This window comes from Variovorax sp. JS1663 (assembly GCF_002157355.1).
Classification (GTDB): domain Bacteria; phylum Pseudomonadota; class Gammaproteobacteria; order Burkholderiales; family Burkholderiaceae_C; genus Variovorax.
In genome coordinates this window covers 1-21,812 of the sequence record NZ_LYMK01000053.1, presented here as the reverse complement: position 1 = coordinate 21,812, position 21,812 = coordinate 1, and the positions used below count along the sequence as shown (strand labels likewise).

Annotated in this window: 24 protein-coding genes; 16 read left to right on the top strand and 8 right to left on the bottom strand. The window is 68.2% G+C overall.

Annotated features, from left to right (window positions below; translation table 11 throughout):
- Window positions 1-26 precede the first annotated feature (26 nt).
- From A8M77_RS29935 to A8M77_RS29915, 5 genes are read left to right on the top strand one after another with little or no spacing between them, the layout of a single operon-like run.
- A complete protein-coding gene (locus A8M77_RS29935; protein ID WP_086925111.1) occupies window positions 27-1,235 on the top strand; it encodes a thiolase family protein in 1,209 nt (402 codons plus the stop codon).
- A gap of 3 nt (window positions 1,236-1,238) precedes the next feature.
- The gene (locus tag A8M77_RS29930; RefSeq protein WP_086925110.1) at window positions 1,239-1,673 is read left to right on the top strand and encodes a Zn-ribbon domain-containing OB-fold protein; all 435 of its coding nucleotides are present in this window, start codon (window positions 1,239-1,241) and stop codon (window positions 1,671-1,673) included.
- Window positions 1,674-1,719: 46 nt separating this feature from the next.
- Window positions 1,720-2,898 carry an acyl-CoA dehydrogenase gene (locus tag A8M77_RS29925; RefSeq protein WP_086925132.1) on the top strand — a complete coding sequence of 393 codons (1,179 nt, stop codon included), beginning with the start codon at window positions 1,720-1,722 and terminating at the stop codon, window positions 2,896-2,898.
- Between the two features lie 17 nt (window positions 2,899-2,915).
- A complete protein-coding gene (locus tag A8M77_RS29920; protein WP_086925109.1) occupies window positions 2,916-5,039 on the top strand; it encodes an acetate--CoA ligase family protein in 2,124 nt (707 codons plus the stop codon).
- A gap of 47 nt (window positions 5,040-5,086) precedes the next feature.
- Entirely contained in the window at window positions 5,087-6,085 is a 999-nt protein-coding gene (locus A8M77_RS29915) for a Bug family tripartite tricarboxylate transporter substrate binding protein (protein WP_158101021.1), read from the top strand.
- Here A8M77_RS29915 and A8M77_RS29910 read toward each other — a convergent pair.
- Window positions 6,066-6,587, bottom strand: a complete 522-nt coding sequence (locus A8M77_RS29910) for a MarR family winged helix-turn-helix transcriptional regulator (protein ID WP_086925107.1) — start codon at window positions 6,585-6,587, stop codon at window positions 6,066-6,068. The two genes, A8M77_RS29915 and A8M77_RS29910, sit on opposite strands and share 20 nt — an antisense overlap.
- A 104-nt stretch (window positions 6,588-6,691) precedes the next feature.
- Here A8M77_RS29910 and A8M77_RS29905 point away from each other — a divergent pair, with 104 nt between their 5' ends.
- Entirely contained in the window at window positions 6,692-7,957 is a 1,266-nt protein-coding gene (locus A8M77_RS29905) for a nucleotide disphospho-sugar-binding domain-containing protein (protein ID WP_143694803.1), read from the top strand.
- Here A8M77_RS29905 and A8M77_RS37395 read toward each other — a convergent pair.
- Both A8M77_RS37395 and A8M77_RS29895 read right to left on the bottom strand, forming a co-directional pair.
- A complete protein-coding gene (locus tag A8M77_RS37395; protein ID WP_202820673.1) occupies window positions 7,938-8,153 on the bottom strand; it encodes a hypothetical protein in 216 nt (71 codons plus the stop codon). The genes A8M77_RS29905 and A8M77_RS37395 overlap by 20 nt on opposite strands.
- A 577-nt stretch (window positions 8,154-8,730) precedes the next feature.
- Window positions 8,731-9,201 carry a putative immunity protein gene (locus tag A8M77_RS29895; RefSeq protein WP_086925105.1) on the bottom strand — a complete coding sequence of 157 codons (471 nt, stop codon included), beginning with the start codon at window positions 9,199-9,201 and terminating at the stop codon, window positions 8,731-8,733.
- A 64-nt stretch (window positions 9,202-9,265) separates the two neighbouring features.
- Here A8M77_RS29895 and A8M77_RS29890 point away from each other — a divergent pair, with 64 nt between their 5' ends.
- Genes A8M77_RS29890 through A8M77_RS29880 form a run of 3 tightly spaced genes read left to right on the top strand, consistent with a single transcriptional unit; the run spans window position 9,266 to window position 12,035 of the window.
- Complete coding sequence (locus tag A8M77_RS29890) at window positions 9,266-10,486, top strand: helix-turn-helix domain-containing protein (protein ID WP_086925104.1); 1,221 nt, start codon at window positions 9,266-9,268, stop codon at window positions 10,484-10,486.
- A 47-nt stretch (window positions 10,487-10,533) separates the two neighbouring features.
- Window positions 10,534-11,202, top strand: coding sequence for a Vgb family protein (locus tag A8M77_RS29885; RefSeq protein ID WP_086925103.1), 669 nt, complete (start codon window positions 10,534-10,536; stop codon window positions 11,200-11,202).
- A gap of 44 nt (window positions 11,203-11,246) precedes the next feature.
- On the top strand, window positions 11,247-12,035 hold the full coding sequence (locus A8M77_RS29880; protein WP_086925102.1) for a DUF899 domain-containing protein: 789 nt from the start codon (window positions 11,247-11,249) through the stop codon (window positions 12,033-12,035).
- 124 nt (window positions 12,036-12,159) lie between these two features.
- Here the strand turns inward: A8M77_RS29880 and A8M77_RS29875 are convergent, their stop codons facing one another.
- Window positions 12,160-12,390, bottom strand: coding sequence for a hypothetical protein (locus tag A8M77_RS29875; protein WP_143694802.1), 231 nt, complete (start codon window positions 12,388-12,390; stop codon window positions 12,160-12,162).
- A 135-nt stretch (window positions 12,391-12,525) separates the two neighbouring features.
- Between A8M77_RS29875 and A8M77_RS29870 the strand changes: the two genes are divergently transcribed.
- The gene (locus A8M77_RS29870; RefSeq protein WP_086925100.1) at window positions 12,526-12,765 is read left to right on the top strand and encodes a hypothetical protein; all 240 of its coding nucleotides are present in this window, start codon (window positions 12,526-12,528) and stop codon (window positions 12,763-12,765) included.
- Between the two features lie 84 nt (window positions 12,766-12,849).
- On the opposite strand, the gene A8M77_RS29865 is transcribed toward A8M77_RS29870, so the two are convergent.
- The 3 genes from A8M77_RS29865 to A8M77_RS29855 form a co-directional block, all read right to left on the bottom strand.
- Window positions 12,850-13,182 carry an RNA recognition motif domain-containing protein gene (locus A8M77_RS29865; RefSeq protein ID WP_086925099.1) on the bottom strand — a complete coding sequence of 111 codons (333 nt, stop codon included), beginning with the start codon at window positions 13,180-13,182 and terminating at the stop codon, window positions 12,850-12,852.
- A gap of 68 nt (window positions 13,183-13,250) precedes the next feature.
- Window positions 13,251-13,466 (bottom strand): hypothetical protein, encoded by a 216-nt coding sequence (locus A8M77_RS29860; RefSeq protein ID WP_086925098.1) that lies wholly within the window; start codon window positions 13,464-13,466, stop codon window positions 13,251-13,253.
- Between the two features lie 364 nt (window positions 13,467-13,830).
- On the bottom strand, window positions 13,831-14,619 hold the full coding sequence (locus A8M77_RS29855; RefSeq protein WP_086925097.1) for an IclR family transcriptional regulator: 789 nt from the start codon (window positions 14,617-14,619) through the stop codon (window positions 13,831-13,833).
- A gap of 107 nt (window positions 14,620-14,726) precedes the next feature.
- Here A8M77_RS29855 and A8M77_RS29850 point away from each other — a divergent pair, with 107 nt between their 5' ends.
- From A8M77_RS29850 to A8M77_RS29825, 6 genes are all read left to right on the top strand, one after another.
- Window positions 14,727-15,707 carry a Bug family tripartite tricarboxylate transporter substrate binding protein gene (locus tag A8M77_RS29850; RefSeq protein ID WP_443273029.1) on the top strand — a complete coding sequence of 327 codons (981 nt, stop codon included), beginning with the start codon at window positions 14,727-14,729 and terminating at the stop codon, window positions 15,705-15,707.
- 114 nt (window positions 15,708-15,821) lie between these two features.
- On the top strand, window positions 15,822-16,511 hold the full coding sequence (locus A8M77_RS29845) for an RraA family protein (RefSeq protein ID WP_086925095.1): 690 nt from the start codon (window positions 15,822-15,824) through the stop codon (window positions 16,509-16,511).
- Complete coding sequence (locus A8M77_RS29840) at window positions 16,508-17,434, top strand: NAD(P)-dependent oxidoreductase (protein ID WP_086925094.1); 927 nt, start codon at window positions 16,508-16,510, stop codon at window positions 17,432-17,434. Before A8M77_RS29845 ends, A8M77_RS29840 begins: the two co-directional genes overlap by 4 nt.
- Window positions 17,435-17,462: 28 nt before the next feature.
- Window positions 17,463-18,443 (top strand): Bug family tripartite tricarboxylate transporter substrate binding protein, encoded by a 981-nt coding sequence (locus A8M77_RS29835; RefSeq protein WP_086925093.1) that lies wholly within the window; start codon window positions 17,463-17,465, stop codon window positions 18,441-18,443.
- 50 nt (window positions 18,444-18,493) lie between these two features.
- Window positions 18,494-19,420, top strand: a complete 927-nt coding sequence (locus A8M77_RS29830) for an SMP-30/gluconolactonase/LRE family protein (protein ID WP_086925092.1) — start codon at window positions 18,494-18,496, stop codon at window positions 19,418-19,420.
- Between the two features lie 73 nt (window positions 19,421-19,493).
- Window positions 19,494-20,927, top strand: a complete 1,434-nt coding sequence (locus tag A8M77_RS29825) for an alginate export family protein (protein WP_086925091.1) — start codon at window positions 19,494-19,496, stop codon at window positions 20,925-20,927.
- On the opposite strand, the gene A8M77_RS29820 is transcribed toward A8M77_RS29825, so the two are convergent.
- Window positions 20,886-21,575: a dihydrofolate reductase family protein gene (locus A8M77_RS29820; RefSeq protein ID WP_086925131.1), complete on the bottom strand. Its 690-nt coding sequence runs from the start codon at window positions 21,573-21,575 to the stop codon at window positions 20,886-20,888. The two genes, A8M77_RS29825 and A8M77_RS29820, sit on opposite strands and share 42 nt — an antisense overlap.
- Between the last annotated feature and the right edge of the window lie 237 nt (window positions 21,576-21,812).

The window sequence follows — 21,812 nt, the reverse complement described above, 5'->3', positions numbered from 1 at the left end:
CAACCGAAGACAAAGGAACAAGCTTCATGCGTGCAGACGTCGCCATCGTCGGCTACGGGCGAACGCCCTACAGCCGGGCCAAGCCGGGCGAGCCGGTGCTCACCGTGGACGAATACATCGCCTGGGCGGCCGACCTGGCCCTGCAGAAGGCCGGCATGTCCAAGAACGACTTCGACGGCCAAGGCCTGGGCGTCTCGCATGCCGAGGTGGCCCACACGGTCAACTGGTCGGCCGCCACCGCCGAGAACCTGGGCATCAGCCCGCAGGTGCTGCTGCGCGGCGACCAAGGCGGTGCGTCGGCGGCCTCGCTGCTGATCCGCGCGGCCGCGATGATCCGCGCCGGCATCGTCGATCGAGTGCTGGTGGTCGGCGCCGACACGCCGCTGGACATCCCCTCGCTGGCGCCCGGCCTGCCGCTGTCGCCGGAGCGTACGCGCGGCGTGTATTGGGACTTCCAGGGGCCCTTCGGCGTGATGGGCGCGAGCGCGCAGTTCGCGCTTGTGCAGACGCGCTACCGGCACCAGTACGCGCTGAAGGACGAGCAGCTTGGCAAGATCGCGGTCACCAACCGCTTCCACGCGTCGCTGCATCCCGGCGCGATCTACCGCCAGCCCTTCACGCTGGACGACTACATGAATTCCCGCGTGCTGTCCGATCCGATCCGTCTGCTGGACTGCGTGCCCATCGTCAACGGCGGCCTCGCCTACATCGTGACCTCGGCCGAGACGGCCCGCACGCTCACCGACCGCCCGGTCTACCTGCTGGGCGCGGGCGAGGCCAACAACTACTACCACGGCTCGCGCGCGCTGCCGGACATCACCACCACCGGCTACGCGGTGGCCGCGCCGCTCGCGATGCAGCGCGCCGGCGTGCGGCACGAGGACATCGACTTCCTGCAGCCCTATGACGACTACCCCTTCATCGCGATGATGACCATCGAGGACCACGGCTTCTGCCGCAAGGGCGAGGGCGGCCGCTTCGTCGAGGAGCACGACCTGCGCTTCGACGGCGACTTCCCGATGTCCACCGACGGCGGCCAGCTCTCCGGCGGCCAGCCCGGCGGCGCCATCGGCGGCTTCATGCCCCTGGTCGAGGCGGTCACGCAGCTGCGCGGCGAGGCCGGCGACCGGCAGGTGCGCGACGCGCGCATCGGCATCGCCTGCGGCTTCGGCGGCATTCCCTACGGCCGACCCGGCCGCAGCTGCATCTCCCTCATTCTCGGAACGGAGCCCTGAACCATGGAAGACCTCTCCCTGGGCAAGCCGCAACCCGCCATCACCGACCTCACGCGGCCTTTCTGGACCGGTGCGAAGCAGGGCCGGCTGATGCTGCAGAAATGCCGGCGCTGCGCGACCTTCAACTTCCACCCCAAGCCCTGGTGCATCGAGTGCGGCAGCCGCGAGCTGGCCTGGACCGAGGCGCGGCCCACCGGCACCGTGTACTCGCACACTGTCTCGCGCTCGGTCGCGATGAACCACCCGGCTTGGCAGGCCGAGCTGCCGGTCATGCTGTGCCTGATCGACCTGGACGACGGCGCCCGCATGTACGGTCAGCTCACCGGCTGCGCGCCGCAGGCGCTGCGCATCGGCTTGCGCGTCGAGGCCTGGTTCGAGGCCATCTCGGACGAGGCCGGCATCCCGAAGTTCAGGCCGCTGCGCGGCGTGGAGGACTGAGGTGCCGCACCCCGAGCCCGATGCCCACACCCTGGCCCGCGCCGCGATGCGCGACGTGCCCTTCGACTGGAAGGACGCGCTGCGCTTCGACGACCTCCTGACGCCCGAGGAGATCATGATCCGCGACGCCGCGCGCGACTATGCGCAGGGCCAGCTCATGCCCCGCATCCTCCAGGCGCACCGCCACGAGACCTTCGACATCGCGGTGATGCGCGAGATGGCCGAGCTCGGCTTCCTCGGCGCGACCATCGAGGGCTTCGGCTGCGCCGGCATCAGCTACGTCGGCTACGGCCTGATCGCGCGCGAGTTCGAGCGGGTGGACACCTGCTTTCGCTCGGCGCTGGGCGTGCAGACCACGCTCAGCATGACGCCGATCTACCTCTTCGGCAGCCAGGAGCAGCGCGAGCGCTACCTGCCGGCGATGGCACGCGCCGACAAACTGGGCTGCTTCGGCCTCACGGAGCCGGACCATGGGTCCGACCCGGGCAGCATGAACAGCCGGGCGCGCAAGGTCGACGGCGGCTACCTGCTGTCGGGCACCAAGACCTGGATCACGCATGCGCCCATCGCCGACCTGATGGTCGTGTGGGCCAAGGACGACGACGGCCGCGTCGGCGGCTTCATCCTCGAGCGCGGCATGAAGGGCCTCGCCACCAGCAAGATCGAGGGCAAGTTCTCGGTGCGTGCCTCGCCCACGGGCCAGATCCTCATGGACGACGTCTTCGTCCCCGCGTCGCAGCGCCTGCCCGGTGCCAGCGGCATCGGCGCGCCCTTCGCCTGCCTGAACAACGCGCGCTTCGGCATCTGCTGGGGCGCGATGGGCGCGGCCGAGTTCTGCTGGCATGCTGCGCGGCAGTACGCGATGGACCGCAAGCAGTTCGGCCGGCCGCTGGCGGCCAACCAGCTGGTGCAGAAGAAGCTGGCCGACATGCAGACCGAGATCACGCTCGGCCTGCATGCCTGCCTGCACCTGAGCCGCCTGCGCGACCAGGGTCGCGCCAGCCCGGAGATGGTGTCGCTGCTCAAGCGCAACTGCGCCGGCAAGGCGCTGGACATCGCGCGCAGCGCACGCGATGTCCACGGTGGCAACGGCATCTCCGACGAGTTCCACGTCATCCGCCACCTGCTGAACCTCGAGACAGTCAATACGCTCGAAGGCACGCACGACATCCACGCGCTGGTGCTGGGCCGGGCCCAGACCGGCATCGCCGCTTTCGCCAACTGAACGACTTCACGCTGCCCATGACCCTTTCGAACACCGACCGCGCCGAGGCCGTGCGGCACCTGGTCCATCCGCGCTCCATCGCCGTGATCGGCGCCTCGGCCGACCTTGGCAAGATCAACGGCCGCCCGCTCAAGCACCTGCTGGAGAAGGGCTATGCCGGTCGCATCCTGCCGGTCAATCCAAAGTACCGCGAGATCGCGGGACTGGCCTGTTTCCCGTGCATCGAGGAGCTGCCCGAGGCGGCCGACCTCGCGATCGTCGCGGTGCCGGCCGCGGAGGTGATTCCCGCCATCGAGGCGCTTGCGCGCCGCGGCATCCGCGCCGCTGTCGTCTTCAGTTCCGGCTTCGGCGAGATGGGGGCCGAGGGCCGCGCGCTCGAGGACGCGCTGGCGCAGCGGGCGCGCGACTGCGGGGTGGTGCTGTGCGGCCCGAATTGCCTGGGCTTCGTCAACGCCTTCGAGCAGGTCTACGCCACCTTCAGCCAGTACGCCGACGGCGAGACCGGCCCCGGCCCGATCGCGTTCGTTACCCAGTCCGGCGCCTTCGGCACCGCCATCGCGGCGCTGGTGCGGCAGCGCGGCCTCGGGCTCGGCTACTTCATCAACACCGGCAACGAGGCTGACCTGGGTTTCTGCGAGCTGATGTCCAGCGTGGTGGAAGACCCGCGCATCCGCGTTGCCGCCGGCTACCTGGAGGGGCTGGAGGACGGCGCCGCCCTGGTGCGGCTGGCGCAACGCTGCCAGGCATTGGGCAAGCCGCTCGTGCTCACCAAGGTCGGGCGCATGGCTTCGGGCGTGCGTGCCGCCGCCTCGCACACCGGCGCGCTCGCGGTGGAGGACGCGGTGTTCGACGCGGTGATCCGCCAGTATGGCGTGCTGCGCGCGCGCAACGAGGAGCAGATGCTCGACATGCTGGAGGCCCTGAGCCAGCCGCGCGCGGCAGCAGGCCCAGGGCTGGGCATCGCCACCCAGTCCGGCGGCGCCGGCGTGATGATGGCCGACCGCGCCGAGGAGATGGGGCTGGCGGTGCCCGAACTCGCGCCTGCCACGCGCGCGCGTCTCGCCGAGGTGATGCCGGCCTTCGGCGCGCTCGGAAATCCGGTGGACGTGACCGGCCAGTTCGTGGCGCGTCCCGAATTGCTGAGCGAATCGGTGGTGGCGCTGCTGGAGGACCCGGGGGTCCACGTCGGCATCGTCTGGCTGCAGCTGATGACCGCGCACGTCGATACGCTGGTGCGCATCTTCGGCGAGATCCAGGCGCGCACCACCAAGCCCTTCCTCGTCTGCTGGGTGGCCGCGCCCGAGGAGGCGCTGCGGCGCCTGCGCGCGCTCGGCATCGTGGTCTACGGCGCCGGCGAGCGCGCGGTGGAAGCGGCCGCGGCGCTGGTGCGATGGCACGCCTTCCGCCAACGAAGCGCCGGTGTGCCGGCCGAGGCGCTGCCCCTGCCTGCGCGCCTGCCCGAGGGACTGGTCGAGGGCGTGCAGCCCACCGTCCAGGCCACCGAGTGGTTGCGCGCCGCCGGCGTGCCGATGGCGCCGGTGACGCTCGCCCGGGATGCGGACGAGGCCGTCGCCCTGTGGCGCACTGCCGGCGGGCCGGTGGCGCTGAAGATCGAGTCGCCCGACATCACCCACAAGACCGAGGTCGGCGGTGTGCTGCTCAAGCGCAACGACGAGGCGGCCGTGCGCGAGGGCTTCGCCGAGCTGATGCGCCGCGCCGCCGAGGCGCAGCCTGCCGCGCGCCTCTCCGGCGTGGTGGTGCAGGGCATGGCCGGCGGCCACGTGGAGCTGGTGCTGGGCGTTCAACGCGACCTGGTGTTCGGCACGGTCGTGATGGTCGGCATCGGTGGCGTGCTGGTGGAGGTGCTCAAGGACGTGTCCTTCCGCCGCGCGCCCTTCGACGCCGACGAGGGCCTGCGCATGCTCGGCGAGCTGCGCATGGGCGCGCTGCTCGACGGCGTGCGCGGCCAGAGCGCGGTGGACCGCCAGGCGATCGCCCGCATGCTGGCCGGCCTGTCGCAATGGGCCGCTGCCCAGCAGGACCGGCTGGCCGAGCTCGACCTCAACCCCGTGCTGGTCGGCCCCGAGGGACCGTTGGCGGTCGACTGCGTGATGGTGCTGCGCGATCCGAGAGCGGGCTGAGCACGGCGCCCATCGATCGAGAAACTTCAACAACAAGGAGACAACGCATGCGCTTCACATCGCACTTCATGCAGGGCATCGCGGCCGCCGCGATGCTGCTGGCCGGCGGCACCGCCGCCGCGCAAGACCCCTATCCCAACCGCCCCATCACCGTCATCGCGCCCTACAGCGCGGGCGGCGATGCCGACCTGGCGGCGCGCAACTTCGCGGCCGCCGCGCAGCGCGCACTCGGGCAGGCAGTGGTGGTCATGAACAAGACCGGTGCCAGCGGCGTGATCGGCTCGGCCCAGGCCATCGCCTCGCCGCCCGACGGCTACACGCTCCTGCTGGCGCGCACCGGCTCGCAGGCCATCCTGCCGGCCGTCATGCCGACCACCACCAAGTACAAGTGGGACGACTACACCTTCATCGGCACGCTGGAGCTCAACCCCTACGGTTGCATCGTCAACGGCAAGTCGCCCTACAAGACCTTCGACGACCTGGTCGCCGCCATGCGTACCAAGGGCAAGACCATGAATTTCGGCACCGCGGGCGTACTCACCACCAACGACATGGGGCCGCGCCAGCTGTTCCGCATCCTCAAGCTCACCGACCAGACGCCCACGCAGATCCCCTACAAGGGGACCGGCGAGGCCTCGATGTCGCTGGTCGCGGGCCAGACGGAATTCGCCTGCGGCAGCCTTGGATCGTTCATCTCGCTGGTCAAGAGCGGCGCGCTGCGTGCCCTGATGGTCACCAGCGCGGAGCGCATGCCCACCATGCCCGACGTGCCGACCGCACGCGAGCTGGGCTACGCGGAGATGGAAGGCATCGTCGGCTGGAGCGCGGTCTTCGGGCCTCCCAAGCTGCCGGCCGAGGTGCGCGACCGGCTCGCGGCCGCGCTCAAGACCATCGCCGCCGACCCGGCCTGGATTGCCGCGACCGAGCAGACGTACTCGATTCCCTTCGTCCGTCCGCCGGAAGCCACGCGCGAGTTCGTGCGGCAGCAGTACCAGCTCTACCGTTCACTGGGCGAGCAGCTCAACATCATCGACGCGAAGATGTAGGGGGGGTCGCGCCGTCTCGTGATTGCATCAAGGCACGATGCAGCTTGTCCAGTCCGCGCACGAGGCCGCGCACCTCGGCCGTCGACAGCGCCGCCGTCCATTGCTCGACCTCTGCATGGTCGTCCGTGTTCCGGTGTTTCCAGAAGCGGTGATGCTGCCGGGTCAGGTGCAGGCGGCGCGCGCGCGCATCCTGCGGGTCCGGGGCGATCTCGACGAAACCCTTGCGCTCGAGCGCAAGGGCGATCTGCTTGAGATTCTGATGGCTCATTGCCAGGCTGGCGGCCAGTTGCTTGAGCGTCGGCGGCTCCGGCTGGCCCTGCAGCACCTGGAGCACCATCGCCTGTTGCGTGGTGAGACCGCTGTCCGCGAGCAGCCTGTCCATGCGCGTGCGCAGCTCCATGCCGCTGGCGAGAAGAAGGCGGAACAGCAGCACGCGCTCGGCCCGCTCGGCATCGCCGCCGGACTCCAGTCCGAGATTCAGGATTTGACGACGAAGGTCCATAGGGAATATATTACCTAAATGCCGTCGCGCTGGCGATGGCCCAGCGAGGTGACGCGATGATCGCGCTGTTTCCCCATTGCGGATTTCTTTCCGAGACCTCACGCATGCTGGCCATCGCCCAGGCCTTGATGGCGCGCGGCGAGCCGATCGTCATGGCCACCCACGGCGGACCCTACACCCGCGTGCTCGATGAAGCCGGCATGCCCTATACGCTGCTGGAGCCGCTGATGGACGAGCAGCGCTGCAGGGACTACATCGCGGGCATCGTCGCGCTGGGCCGGCCCGGCGCGCGCCTCCAGTCGGCGGACGAGGTGCGCGCTGGCGTGCGCAGCGAAGTCGAGTTCCTGCGGGTGCACGCCGCCGACATGGTGGTGATCGGGTTCACCCTGACGGCCTTCCTCTCGGCCCGGGTGCTCGGCATCCCGCTCGCGGCTTCGCACGGCGGCTCCTATGTGCCGCCGGTCTTCGAGCGAGGGCTCGCGCCCGCGCCGTCGCAATCGCCCGTTCCGCAGCTCGACTGGCTGCCCGCGTCGATCCTGAAGATGATGGCCAACATGGGGCCGCCCCGCATGCGCGGGCCGGTCGCCTTCCTGAACGAGGTCGCGGCCGAGCTGGGCGTGGAGCCGGTGCCCAGCCTGGCCGCGCTGATGCTGGGCGACCTGACCCTGGTCACCGATGTTCCCGAAGTGCTCGGCGTGTCCGACGCCGCCATGACGTCGTGGACGCCCCGGGACCGGCGTGCCTACCGCGCCGGCACGCGGCTGCGCTACGTCGGTCCGCTCTATGCCCGGCTCGACATGCCCGTTCCCGCGAGGGTCGAGGCCTTCCTGCGCGACGGCCGTCCGGTGGCCTATGTCTGCCTGTCGTCGAGCACGCCCGAGTTCATCCGGCGCGTCGTCGAAGGCGTGCGTGACGGAGGGCTGCGGGTGCTGGTCGGTGCGACCATCCACGCGCTGCGCGATCTCGAGGGCGACGAGGTGCTGGTGGAGGGCGTCCTGCCGAGCCACAGGATCATGCCGCGCGTCCAGCTCGCGCTGATCATGGGCGGGCAGGGCAGCGTGCAGACGGCGATGGCCGGCGGCACGCCTTTCATCGGCTTTCCCTTGCAGCCGGAACAGGAGCTCAACGTGGCGTTGGCCATGCGACAGGGCATGGCGATCGCCATCGGACCGCGCCACGCTGATGCGATGAACGTCGCTTCCGCGGTCCGGCGGATCACTGCCGATCCAGCCTATGCCGCGGCCGCGGCCCGGGCACGGCTGCACTACGCCCACGTCGACGGCGCCGGCCGCGCCGCCGATGCGCTGATCGCGCACCTGCGCGAGCGCGCCGGGTCCGACGCCGCAGCCATCATCGACGCGAAGGCGTAGCAGCGGCGCCGAGCAGGAAGTCGGTCACCTCGTCGGGGAACGCCATGCGGCGTCCCTCGACGAAGACGGTGGCATCGTCCTGCGGGTCCGGTTGCGCAGCCGGCATGCCATGGGCCACCAGCGCCTCGGCGCAGCCCAGCCAGTCGCCGCCCGCCACGGGCTCGTTGCACGAGGCCCATGACAACGTGCCGCACACGTTGTCGCCATAGCCGTGCTGCTCGGTCCAGCTGGAACCGTGCGCGAGCAGGAAGCGGGCGAGGGCGGCGTCGCCGCGAAATACGGCCTGGTTCAGCGCCGATGCATTCCAGTCGCCGCCGAGCGTCGTCGCCGGTGCGGTACGAGGCCAGCAGCTCCTTGGCCTGCTTCTTCAGATGGCCCAGGTCGGGCCGAGGGGGAATGCGCTTCACATGAACCTCCGTGCATGAAGAGCCGATGACCCGCAAATCCGGCTGCACAAAGAGGCCGGTGAATCAGCAAACGAAGGCAAATGGGTTCAACCCTTCCCGCGGGTCCGGGCGCGGCTTGCACCGCGGGCGGGATCTCAGGGGACGTTGTCGGCGCGGGTCAACGGCGCCTTCGACGGCCTCAGTCGTTGACGCGCTGGTACTGCTCGATCTGACAGGCGTAGGTGCCGGGCTGTGTCGAGCAGACCGAATAGTCCGGCTGCGCCGTGCCTGCGCAGCCAGCCAGGGCGCATGCCAGCATGGCGCTCCCAACCCTGAGGACGAATCGTCCGAAGTCTGGTGACCGTTTCATGGGAGTTCTGTGCTGGCTCAGTGACCTTCGGCCCGTTCAATGGCGTTCGCCAGCGCCTGCAGCCTGGCGAGTTGCCAGGACTTCTCCGGCGCGAAGGACTCGGGATCGCTGACGGCTCCGTAGCCGCCGCCACCGTAGACAGCCGCATACGCTGCGTAGTCTGCGGCCTGAACGACCCGGCCGGCCAAGGCATTGGCCACCGCGTAGCTTGCCGAGACGGCCGCGTGGCCGACGCCGTCCAGCGAGCGGGAGCCCTGGTGCCGATTGGCCAGGTCGGCCGCCTCGGAGGCGGCCCGATCGAGCGCGCCTCGATCGACTTTCCCATCGATGTAGGCGCGCAGCGTGTCGAGGCAACGAACCACGGCTTCGTCCTCGAGCAGGTGGCGGACGCGTTCGACGCATTCGTAGGCGAAGGCGAGCTTCAGTGCATCAGGTTGCGCGGACCGCGATTCGCAGTCCTTCAGGATGGAGGCGAGTGCGTCGGTCATCGTGGCTCCTCAACGACTGCCCTCCATCCTATCCAATGCCGTGCCATCGGGTTAGCCTGTCGCCATGGACTCCCTCATCGCCGCCTCCGCCCGCGCCCTGGCTGCCGGCGACATGCTCGGCGCCCTCAAGCGGGTCGCCCTGCGCGAGGACCCGCCGGCGCTGGCGCTGCGCGGCATCGCGATGGCCCAGCTGGGTGAGCATCCACGCGCCCGCGAGCTGCTGCGGCGTGCCGCGCGCGGATTCGGAGCGCACGAGGAGCTGGCGCGCGCCCGCTGCGTCGTGGCCGAAGCCGAGGTGGCGCTGGCCATGCGCGACATCGGCGGCTCGCCGCGTCCGCTGGCGGCGGCCACCGCCACGCTGGAGGCGCGCGGCGACGACACCAATGCATGCCAGGCCCGATTGATCGCGGCGCGCCGGCTGCTGCTGCTCGGCCGCCTGGAAGAAGCCGCGGCCGCGCTGGCAGGCCTCGATGCGCGCGGCCTGCCGCCTGCGCTGGCGGCGGTGGCCGAGCTGGCCGCGGCGGAGCTGTCGCTGCGTTCGCTGCACACCGATGCGGCGCGCCATGCGCTGGCCCGCGCGCACGAGGCAGCCGATCGCGCGGGCGTGCCAGCGTTGCGCGCCGAGGTATCGGAGGCGCAGGCCGCGCTCGATCGTCCTGCCGCGCGGCGCCTCATCGACGGCGGCGAGCAGGCGTTGCGGCTCGACCAGGTTGCGGCATTGCTCGATTCCGGCGCGCTGGTGGTCGATGCCTGCCGCCGCGGCCTTCGCGCGGGCGATGCGTGGCGGCCGCTGGCGCGCCGGCCGCTGCTGTTTTCCCTGATGCACGCGCTGGCTGCGGCCTGGCCCGGCGACGTCGAGCGCGAAGCGCTGATCGCGCAGGCCTTTCGGACCCAGCGCCCCGACGAGACGCACCGGGCCCGCCTGCGGGTCGAGATCGGCCGGCTGCGCGCGCTCGTGACCGGGCTGGCGCAGATCGAGGCCACCGCGCGCGGCTTCGTGCTGCGGCCTCAGGAGGGGCGCGATGTGGTCGTGCTGGCGCCACCCATCGACGGCGACCAGGCCTCGCTGGTGGCGCTGCTGTCCGACGGCGCGGCGTGGTCGACCTCGGCGCTGGCGCTGGCCGTGGGGGCTAGCCAGCGCACCGTCCAGCGTGCGCTGGTCGAGCTGGAGGCGCAGGGGCGGGTGTGCTCCACCGGGCGGGCGCGCGCGCAGCGCTGGTTGTCCCCGCCGCTGGCCGGATTCACGACGATCTTGTTACTCCCCGCCGCGCTCTCGCTTGAGTAGATTAGTCCTGACGGCGCCGATGCCCGCGCGCCGAAAGGAGCAGATCGATGACAGTCAGGAACAGAACCCGGGCCCGCTCGCACGCGGCCGAGATCGTGCGCGAGTACGGACCTTTTGCCGGCGCCGATCGCGTCCACGGCGTCACCCATGACGGTCGCAACGTCTGGGCCGCCACCGGCGCCACGCTGGTCGCCTTCGACCCGGCCAGCGGCGAGCCGACGCGCACGCTGGCCTGCGCTGGCGATGCAGGCACCGCCTTCGACGGCAAGTACCTCTACCAGATCGCCGAGGCGCGCATCGACAAGATCGATCCTTCGACCGGACAGGTGTTGGCGTCGATCCCGGCGCCCGGCCAGGGAGGCGACTCGGGACTCGCCTGGGCCGAAGGCAGCCTGTGGGTGGGACAGTACCGGGAACGCAAGATCCACCAGATCGATCCCGAAACGGGGAAGGTCATCCGCACCATCGAGTCCAATCGCTTCGTGACCGGTGTGACCTGGGTCGATGGCGAGTTGTGGCATGGCACCTGGGAGGGCGACGAGAGCGAGATCCGCCGCATCGATCCGCACAGCGGCGCCGTACTCGATCGGGTGGAGATGCCGGCCGGCACCGGCGTCAGTGGGCTCGAGTCCGACGGGGCCGGGCTCTTCTATTGCGGCGGCGGTCCGAGCGGCAAGGTCCGCGCCGTGCGGCGCCCCAAGGCCGCCCTGTCGTGATCGCGGTGGCATCCGGACCTTTTTTCGAATCAAGGAGCAAACTCATGAATACCGTCCAATCCGAAGCGGGTAAGGCAAACCATGCCGTCGTGTCCATGGATCAATGGCTGGCCGAGCGCAGGGCGCTGCTGGTCCATGAAAAGGAGCTGACCCACCTGCGCGATCGCATCGCCCGCGAGCGCCGCGCGCTGCCGTGGGTGCGCGTCGAGAAGGACTACGTCTTCGACACGCTCGAAGGCCCGCGCCGGCTCGCCGAGCTGTTCGATGGCCGCAGTCAACTGCTGGTGCAGCACTTCATGCTGGCGCCGGGGTGGGAGCAGGGTTGCCCGAGCTGCTCCTACATGGCCGATCACACCGACGGCATGACCGTGCACCTCGCGCAGCGCGACGTGACGTTCGTGGCCGTCTCGCGCGCGCCGCTGGCGGAGATCGAGCGCTTTCGCCAGCGCATGGGCTGGAAGTTCAGGTGGGTGTCCTCATTCGGCACTGACTTCAACTACGACTTCCGCGTGAGCTTCACGCCGGAGGAAGTGGCCACCGGAAAGATCGACTACAACTTCGGCGGCTGGCCCTTCGCATCGGAGGAATGGCCCGGCATCAGCGCGTTCTGCAAGGACGACACGGGCCAGGTCTTCCGGACCTACTCGACCTATGGACGCGGCGTCGAAGTGATGATGGGCACCTACAACATGCTGGACCTCATGCCCCAGGGCCGCGGCGAGCGTGACGTGGACAACAAGATGGAGTGGGTGCGCCACCACGACCGGTACGAGCCGTCGCCCGCGAAGGCGGCGTCGGCGGAGGCCGCGTGCTGCCACCACGGCAATGCCTGAATGGCAGCACGGCATCCGGGTACGCGCCATGGCAAGCGTCTGGCGCTGGCTGGCGGTTGCAGGGGTGCGTGCAGCGGCTTCGATGCGTGTGCGCGCCTGTTTTGGCGCCTTGGAGCGAGATCCCTCAGAGATCTGAATTCGCCGCATGGAATGGCTGCAGACGCCCGAGCTCCCGCAGGCCCAGAGGCGTGACCGAGTGCACGGTCGCCCAGGTGGCTCGGCAATTCTCTCGCCACCTTGGCAGCGTGGCTGTGATGAGCCGCGCTTCGAGCAGGGCCGCAATCTTCTCGATGTCTTCCAAGTCAGTGACGCAAAGAGGCAGCTTGCTCAAGCGAATGATGTGGAGCAGATGCATCGGCATAGCTCCTCCTTGGACAGTAGATCGAAAGACCATTGTGCGCCTCTTCTCGTGGAAAGGTCGCGAGACAAGATCAGGGCACGCCAGCACGGTGAGTGCTAAGGTGAAGGTCTTTTCCCATCGGAGCAGCCCATGGCCGCCATCCCCATCACCGACACCCGCCGCGAAGAACTGCGCGCCGCACTGCTGGACGCTGCCGATCTGCTCGATCGGAACAAGGCGGGTGAAGTCGGCGATGAGGCCATCGACGACTATGTCGATCTCGCGTGGCTGGAATGGGACGGCGGCAAGCTGCGCGTGACGACGACAGGGCGGAACATCTGCCGGCAGCTGATCGCGGGCCTGGCCAAACCTCAGTTCGACAGGCACTGATCGCGCGGGGCGCGATCGAAAGTTGAAGTTGGCGCTCAGGGAGGACGAGGGCAGGCCGCCCGCCCCCACCGAGCGCAGCGCAGATCAGTAGCCGCCGCGGTTCCCGCCACTGCGATAGCCGCCACCGCCGCCGTGACGATCCCCACCGCCGAAGCCGCCACTGCGCGGCTCCATGGGGCGAGCGACGTTGACGATCAGGGCGCGGCCATCGACTTCCTTGCCATTGAGTCCCTGGATGGCCGCTTGCGCTTCGGCAGTCGAGCTCATCTCGACGAAGCCGAAGCCCTTGGAGCGTCCCGAGTCGCGCTCCATCATGACCTTGGCCGACGAGACATGGCCAAAAGCTTCGAATTGCCGCTGCAGCGTGTCGTCCCGCATCGAGTAGGAGAGATTGCCGACGTAGAGTTTGTTTTCCATGATTTGCTTTCTTGAGTGCTTCCCGAATCCCCCATGGACCCGGAATTGTCGGAGGTCGAGAGACGCCCCTATGCCAGTTGGTTGTTCAGGACGATATGGCGTCCCTGAGCCAGCGCGTAGCGCGCGGCGCGGGCAGCGCTGTCGAAGCGCTGGACGAGCCGGAAGACGCGGTCGTGCATTCCGCGCCGAACGGAGACCGAAGCCGCGTATTGACCGGTGTCGGTGAGTCTTGTCATCGGTGTGACGAGGTATTTGCCCACCTCGTGGGCTTGTGATGTCTGCATGTGTCGAAGTCGTGGCCGCCATGTGGCGGACCGAAGTACGCGCGAGCGTTGGCCGAAGGCCAGCCTGGCGCAAGGGTTGAATCCATGAAAGAAGGGGGGACGGTCCGCGTGCTATTCCTGAAGAACGGACCAACGATGAAGCTCGCCGAGGAGGATGTGACGTTCGGCCGGCATGAAACAAAACTGCCTGGACCGAAAACCTCTGCGGCCAGCGACTGCCGCGCGGTGTCAATCAAGGACTGAGGCAACGAGCACGCCGCAGTCGATACCCTGAGTGTAGGCGATTTCGCGTTCCGGCGCCTTCTTGTGCACGTTCTGTTGAACTTGAACGGAAGAATCGGGCATTGAGCGAAGGAGAGACCGGCTACGGATGCCAGGCGGAAACCACCTTCGGCGTCTGCGGCGTGGAGCTTCCTGCGAGCGCGTAGGACAGTTGATTGGCCGCCTTGATGATCGTCTTCGCGTGCCGGAGCAACTTGTTTTTCGGCAGCCGATCCGCCGGCCCGGAGATGCATACCGAACCCAGAAGCCGCCAGTTCAGGCCGAACACCGGTGCGGACACCGTTGCGACACCCTTTTCCCTTTCTCCGATGGAGAAGTGGTAGCCGCGTTGCCTGATCTCCTCGTACAGGGCGCCGGGCTCGCCTGAGAAAGCGAGGATCACCCTTCCCGGCGAGCCCTTGTCGAGCGGCAAGGCCGAGCCCATCCGCGCGTGGTGCCGGATGGGCTGAGGGCCTTCGACACGCATGAGGCAGGTGCGGATGTTCCCTTCCCGCACGTAGAAGGCCGCGCTCTCTCCCGTTGCCTGCGTCAGCTCGCGCAGCATCGGCTCGACCACGTTGTTCACGTCGAACGCGGCCTGGTAGCGTGCTCCGAGCCAACCCGCAGCCGGGCCGAGTCGCCACTCGCCGTCTTCCCGCTGCACCACATAGCCGCTGTGGGCGAGCGTGCGCAGGAGCCGCAATGCGGTTGTCTTGTGCATGCCGCTTCGGCGCGTCAGCTCCGCGAGCGATAGACGCTGGTCCTGCATGCCGAATGCTTCGAGCAACTGAAGGGCACGCGTGACGGCGGTGACGCCTCCGGCGGGTTCGTCGCTGCCGGCCGGTGTGTCCGGCTCCTTGATTCCTGTTCGGGTGGTCTTGGTCCGTAGCATGGTTCGTGGTTCACACAATGGACCACCATTGTATGGAATGGAACGACAACCTAGAGTTCGTCCAAGCCTGCAACAGGCGGTTCCTGCACCACATATCGGAGACAACCTTGCCCCTCTCGCACTTCGCCATTTCCCGCCGCGCCGCGCTCGTCGCGATCTCGCTCGCGTCCTGCGGCGCCTTCGCGCAGACCTACCCCTCGCGGCCCATCAAGCTCATCGTCCCGTTCCCCGCCGGCGGCGGAACCGACATCATCGCCCGCGAAGTGGCGAACAAGGTGGCTACGCAGCAGGGCTGGACGCTGGTGGTGGACAACAAGCCCGGCTCGGGCGGCAACCTCGGCGTCGATGCCGCGGCCAAGGCGGCGCCGGATGGCTACACGATCGTGCTGGGGCAGACCAGCAACCTGGCGATCAATCCGACGCTGTACACCAAGCTGCCCTACAACCCGCAGAAGGACCTGGCGCCGGTCGGCCTGGTCGCGAGCTCGCCCCTCGTTCTCGTCGTCGCCGCGGACTCCCCCTACAAGACCCTGGCCGACGTGATCGCGGCCGGCAAGGCCAGGCCGGAGGCGATCAACTACGCGAGCTCCGGCAGCGGCACGGTGGCCCACCTGGCCGTCGAGCAGTTCCAGAAGGTCGCTGGCGTCAAGTTCACGCATGTGCCCTACAAGGGCGCGGCGCAAGGCGTGACCGACCTGATCGGCGGACAGATCCAGCTGTACATGTCGTCCATCCCGACCCTCATCGGGCACATCCGCAACGGCAAGATGAGGGCGATCGCGGTCACCTCGGACAAGCGCGTCAACGACCTGCCGACGGTTCCCACGATCGCGGAGTCCGGCTACAAGGGCTTCGAGGCGGTGACGTGGTTCGGGATCGCAGGCCCGGCTGCCATGCCGAAGGACGCCGTGGTCAAACTCAACAGCGCCTTCAACAAGGCCCTGCAGGATGCCGAAGTCAAGAAGAAGCTCGAAGGGCAGGGCGCGGATGTGCTCGGCGGCACGCCCGAGCAGTTCGGCAAGCTGATCCAGGACGACATCGTGCGCTGGGGCAAGGTCGTCAAGGACTCCGGCGCCAAGGTCGACTGACCCACACCCCGCATTGCCGGCCCGTCCGGAAACGCCAGTCGTCAGCGTAGGCACGACACGACGGGGCGCAGCCGTGCCCCGCCTCCCACTCCTTCCATTGAAAGACACACCACCATGAGCGATCAGCTTCCCGAAATCATTCGCGACTTCGAGCGCGTTCCTGCCGACATCGTCAAGCAGGCCTGTGAATTCCAGCCCGCGATCCTTGCCGACGTGGCAGGCCGCCGCGGCGCATTGCATGGCCGGATCAAGCCGCTGCGTCCCCGCATGAAGCTCGCCGGCCCAGCCTTGACCGTCGAAGTGCGGCCCGGCGACAACCTCATGATCCATGCCGCGATCGCGCTGGCCAAGCCCGGCGACGTCCTCGTCATCGACGGCAAGGCGGACCAGACCTCGGCGCTCATGGGCACGATCATGATGACCGCATGCCGGCAGCGCGGTATCGCGGGGGTCGTGGTCGACGGCGCGGTGCGCGACAGCCTGGAGATCGACGAGATGGACTACCCTGTCTTCTCCGTCGGCACCAACCCCAACGGACCGACCAAGAACATCGGCGGCCGCATCGGTCACCCGGTGACCGTGGGCGGCGTGACCGTGCGCGCCGGCGACTTCGTCATCGGCGACGGGGACGGCGTCATGGTCGTCGAGCGCGAGAAGATCGAATCGCTCATCGGCCCGGCGCGCAAGAAGGTCCAGGACGAAGCGAAGCGCATCGCGGCGATCAAGGAAGGCAACACGGCCGCATCCTGGCTCGATGGGGCTCTTCGCGCAGCGGGCGTTCTGAAGGAAGGGGAGGCGCTGTGAGCAAGATCCTCGTCACCGGCGCGGACCTGGCGCCGCAGGCGCTCGAGCTTCTTCGCGGCCACGAGGTGGTCTTCGCGGGCAAGGCGCCGACGGAAGAAGGAATCGTCGCGCTTTGCGCCGAGCACAACCCTGTCGCGATCATCGTGCGCTACAGCAAGGTTGGGGCCGCCGCGATGGACGCGGCACCTGCCTTGCGCGTCGTCTCGAAGCACGGCAGTGGGACGGACACCATCGACAAGCTTGCCGCAAAGGAGCGCGACATCGAAGTCGTCGCCGCAGCGGGAGCCAACGCAGCGGCCGTTGCGGAACAGGCGCTCGCATTGATGCTGGCATGTGCGAAGTCGGTCGTTTCTCTCGACGCGCGCATGCACGGCGGGCACTGGGACAAGGCGACGCACAAGAGCCTGGAATTGAACGGGCGGACGGTCGGCCTGGTCGGCCTCGGCGCCATCGGCCTGCGCTTTGCCAGGATGGCCGATGCACTCGGCATGCGGGTGATCGGTTTCGATCCCTTCGCGAAAGACCTGCCGGACTACGTGGAAAAGGTGGAGATGCCGGACATCTGGCGCGAGTCCGACGTGATCTCCTTGCATTGCCCGCTGACCGAGGGCAACCGCCAGATGGTGAACGCGCAGACGCTTTCCGAGACAAGGCGCGGCGTGATCCTGGTCAACACCGCCCGCGGCGGCTTGATCGATGAAGATGCGCTGCTCGCGGCCGTGCGGTCGGGCCAGGTGATGTCCGCCGGCCTGGACAGTTTCGCCGTCGAGCCGATGGTGGCCGGGCATCCCTTCCAGGGCGAAAAGGGATTCGTGCTGAGCCCGCACATCGGCGGCGTGACCAGCGATGCCTATGTGAACATGGGGGTCGCCGCAGCGAGGAACGCACTCGCGGTGCTGGCGAAACAGCGGGCGCCGGCCTGACTTTCAGAACATACGCAGGAGACATTAAATGACCATTTCGAAGAGGGCCGTCGTCGTCCTCGGAACAGCGGCGATCTGTGCGGGTGCCGCAGGTGCCGCGTTCGCGCAGGGCGCCTATCCATCGAAGCCCGTTCGCGTCGTCGTGCCGTATCCGCCGGGCGGTGCCGTGGACCAGGTGACGCGGCGCGTCGCCCAGAAGCTCACGGAGCAGACCGGGCAGAGTTTCTTTGTCGAGAACAAGGCCGGTGCGACGGGCACCATCGGTGCGCAGCAGGTCGCCAAGGCCGCGCCGGACGGCTACACGCTGATGGCGAACGACACGACCTACTCGATCCTGCCGCACGTCTTCAACAAGCTCCCCTTCGATCACGAGCACGACCTGGTCCCGGTCTCCGCCTTCAACTTTGCGCCGATGGCGCTCGTGGTTGGCGCCGATTCCAGGTTCAAGACGCTGTCGGACCTCGTCGGCTACGCCAGGTCGAATCCCGGCAAGCTCAACTACGGCACCGGCGGCGCCGGCACCACGCCGCACTTTTCCACCGAGGCCTTGGCCATCGCAGCGCGGATCGACGTCACGCACGTTCCGTTCAAGGGCGCAGGCGAGGCGACGCTGGCCCTCCTGTCCGGCACCATCGACTTCCAGATCGCGTCGACGCCCGGCGTGATGGGCCAGGTGAAGGGCGGCAAGGTGCGCCTGCTGGGCATCAGCGGCGACAAGCGTCTGGCGGCATTGCCGGACGTGCCCACCTTCGCCGAGGCCGGGATCAAAGACTATGGCGTCATCAACTTCACCGGCCTGTGGGCGCCGAAGGGAACGCCGGCGCCCGTGATGCAACGGCTGCAGAAGGAGATCGCGGCGGCCATGGCGAGCCCGGACGTGCAGAAGTTTTCCGCCGAACTGGGTTCGGTGCCTTCGGTCGTGTCGGGCGATGCATTCGCCAGGATGCTGCGTGACAACACCCAGTTGTGGAGCAAGGTGGCTGCGGCCGCGAAGGTCGAGAGGCAATAGCCGGAGCCGCGGGCCGCCCAGGCCTGCACGCCGAATCACCAGGAGAGACCATGTTGCTGCTGCACCCGCCCGAAGTGCGCGATCTCGAAGTCTTCACGCGCATGCCCGAGCGCTGGCGGCGAACTGGCCAGCGCAGCGCCTGGGCCGATGCGAACCGGGGCGGAGCGCCCGTCGATTCCTTCCTCGAGGGGCCGGTCTTCGACACCGCCGGCAATCTCTACGTGACCGACATTCCGTGGGGCAGGATCTTCCGGATCGACCCCGCCGGCCGTTGGGAACTGGTGGCCGAGTTCGATGGCGAACCCAACGGCATGAAGTTCGCCGATGAGCGCACGCTGGTCGTCACCGACTACAAGAACGGTCTGATGGCGCTCGATGTGTCCAGCGGCGAGATCAGGCCCTACCTCGAGCGGCGCAACAGCGAGCGCTTCCGGGGCGTGAACGACCTGGTTTTCGATTCACGCGGCAATCTCTACTTCACGGACCAGGGCCAGAGCGGAATGCACGAACCCACGGGGCGTGTCTACCGGCTGACGCCGGATGGACGCCTCGACCTTCTCCTGAACAACGTCCCGAGCCCGAACGGGGTCGTGCTGTCTGCGGACCAGCGCGTCCTCTTCGTCGCCGCCACCCGGGGCAACTGCGTGTGGCGGGCGCCGCTGATGCCGGATGGCAGCGTGGCGAAGGTGGGGCAGTTCTTCACTTCGTACGGACCGAGCGGGCCCGACGGCCTCGCCATGGACGAGGACGGCCGGTTGCTCATCGCGAATCCGGGCCTCGGGTATGTGTGGGTGTTGAATCACCGGGCGGAGCCCGTGATCGTGCTCCGAAGCACCGAAGGACAGTCCCTGACCAATCTTGCGTATGGCGGCCCCGGGCGCACGGTGCTCTACTGCACGGAATCCACCTCCGGCACGATCCTGCGCACGGAGCTGGACGTGCCGGGCGTGAAGCTCGGCGCAGCCTTCGCCGGGTGATCGAGCGAACGGCGCAGCAAGGCTTCGGCCTCCTCCTTTGCGGTCTTCGGCCGGCCGGCGAAAATCGCGACCCATGAACTCGCGGCGAGCGCACCACCGGCCGACCTGCAAGCGCCTGCATCGCAGCGCTCTGCTGTGGATCTCGCTGCTCTGCGCGAATCCAATGGCGATGGCCCAAGGCAGCGTCGACCGGCCGGCCTTGAAGAGCCTCCGCTTCGACGAGGACTGGTCCCCCCTGCGCGATCCGGCCCTGCGCACGGACTTCCTGGACCCTCTCAAGTGGATACCGCTGAACGACTCGGGATCCTGGTATGCGACGCTCGGCGGAGAACTGCGGGAGCGCTACGAGTACGTGCGAGCACCCGTGTTCGGGCTCGGATCGCCTCCCCGCAACGACTACTTCCTCAGCCGGGCCTCCCTGTTTGCCGACATCCATTTCGGTCCCGGCTTCCGAACCTTCGTGGAGATTGCCGCCGCCCACGCGCCCGGATGGAGCGGCTCGCCGCCCGCGACGCAGAAAGACACGCTCGACGTGCTCCAGGCCTTCGGCGAGGCGAAGCTTTCCCTGGGCGAAGGACAGCTCTCGGTGCGGGCAGGCCGGCAGCAGATGAGCTTCGGGTCGTCCCGACTCGTCGGCGTCAGGGACAGCCCGAACATCCGGCGGTCCTTCGACGGTGTCCGCGTCACATGGATCGAATCGAAGGATCTGCGGGTCGACGCGTTCGCGGTCCAGCCGGTCGCGCCGCGGACGGGGCGTTTCGATGATGGGCGCGACCGGGCCCAGGATTTATGGGGCGTCTATGCCACCACCAATGTGCCCGCCGTTGCGGGCCTGAAGGCCGACCTCTACTACCTGGGGCTCAACCGCCGGGATGCCCGCTTTGCGCAGGGCGTCGAGACCGAGCACCGGCACACCGTCGGCGCGCGCCTGTTCGGAAGCCACGCCGACTTCGACTGGAACATCGAAGGGATCTTCCAGTTCGGCAACTTCGGCGGCTCGAGCATCCGTGCGTGGGCGCTGTCGTCCGACACCGGCTACACCTTCTCCGATCGGACCTGGACGCCGCGGATCGGATTGAAGGCCGACGCCTTCAGCGGCGACAGGAACCTTCGCGACGGACGTCTCGGCACCTTCAATGCACTCTTTCCGAGGCTGCCTTACTTCTCAGAGGCCAATCTCGTGGCTCCGTCGAACCTGCTCGATCTTCAGCCGAACCTGACCCTCGCGTTGACGCCGACCGTGGAGCTCAACCTGGCCTGGAATCCGCTGTGGAAGCAGACGAAGGCCGACGCGTTCTACGCGCCGCCCCTGTCGCCGGTCAGAGGGACGGCGGGAACGCAGAGCCGCCATATCGGACAGCAGGTGATCGCAACGATCGAGTGGTCGGCGACGCCTCGACTCACCGTCGCGGCGAGCTACGTCCACTTCGAGCCAGGCCGTGCAACCCGGCAGGCGGGCGGGCGTTCAGGCGAGTTCCTGGCGACTTGGCTGCAGTACCGGTTCTGATCGCTTCTGACTTCTCACGAACTTCAGGTGAATCACGTTCGGCGCCACGACCGTTTTCACGATGGCGAGGGAATGCAGGGCGCCGACATCGTCGAACAGGCGCTCGCCACCGCCCAGCAATATCGGCGCGAGGTGAAGCTGCATCTCGTCGACCAGGCCGGCCTTCAGGTATTGCTGTGCAGTGCGCGCGCCGCCCGCCAGGGCCACGTCCTTTCCGCCCGCCGCGCGCCGGGCCTGGTCCAGCGCACTCTCGATCCCGTCGGTCACGAAGGTGAAGCGCGTGCCGCCCTCCATGATCAACGGGTCGCGCGCGTGGTGCGTCAGCACGAACACCGGGTGATGAAAGGGCGGATTGCGACCCCACCAGCCGCTCCAGGGATCCGTCTCGCTCCACGGTCCCGGACCGCCGCCGAACATGTTGCGGCCCATGATGGTCGCGCCGATGTTGGCAAGCTCTTCCTCCATCACCGGCGTGCTCTCGTTCACCACGCCGCCATCCATGCCATGCGGACGCCGCCAGATCTCCAGCGGGAACACCCACTCGTGCAGTTGCTCGCCGCCGGCGCCGAGTGGCTCCTGCAGACTCTGGTTCGGACCGGCGACGAACCCGTCCAGCGACATCGAGATCCTGAATCGAAGTTTTGACATGCTGTTCACCTGTTTCGCCGATGTGCGTGATCGAAGCAGCGAGTCTAGGAACTGCGGATTCGCGCGGCAATGACAATGAAGCCGCGGTTCCGGACATGTGCGTCGAACAATGGTTTCCGCTGCGTCAACCTTGATGGCGACTTGAGATGAGCGATACCGTCGCGCTAGACTGACCCGCCAGACGCGTTGGCGTATTCACCAAGTCTGGAGGAGGCGAAGGATGAGTATGCGACTGAA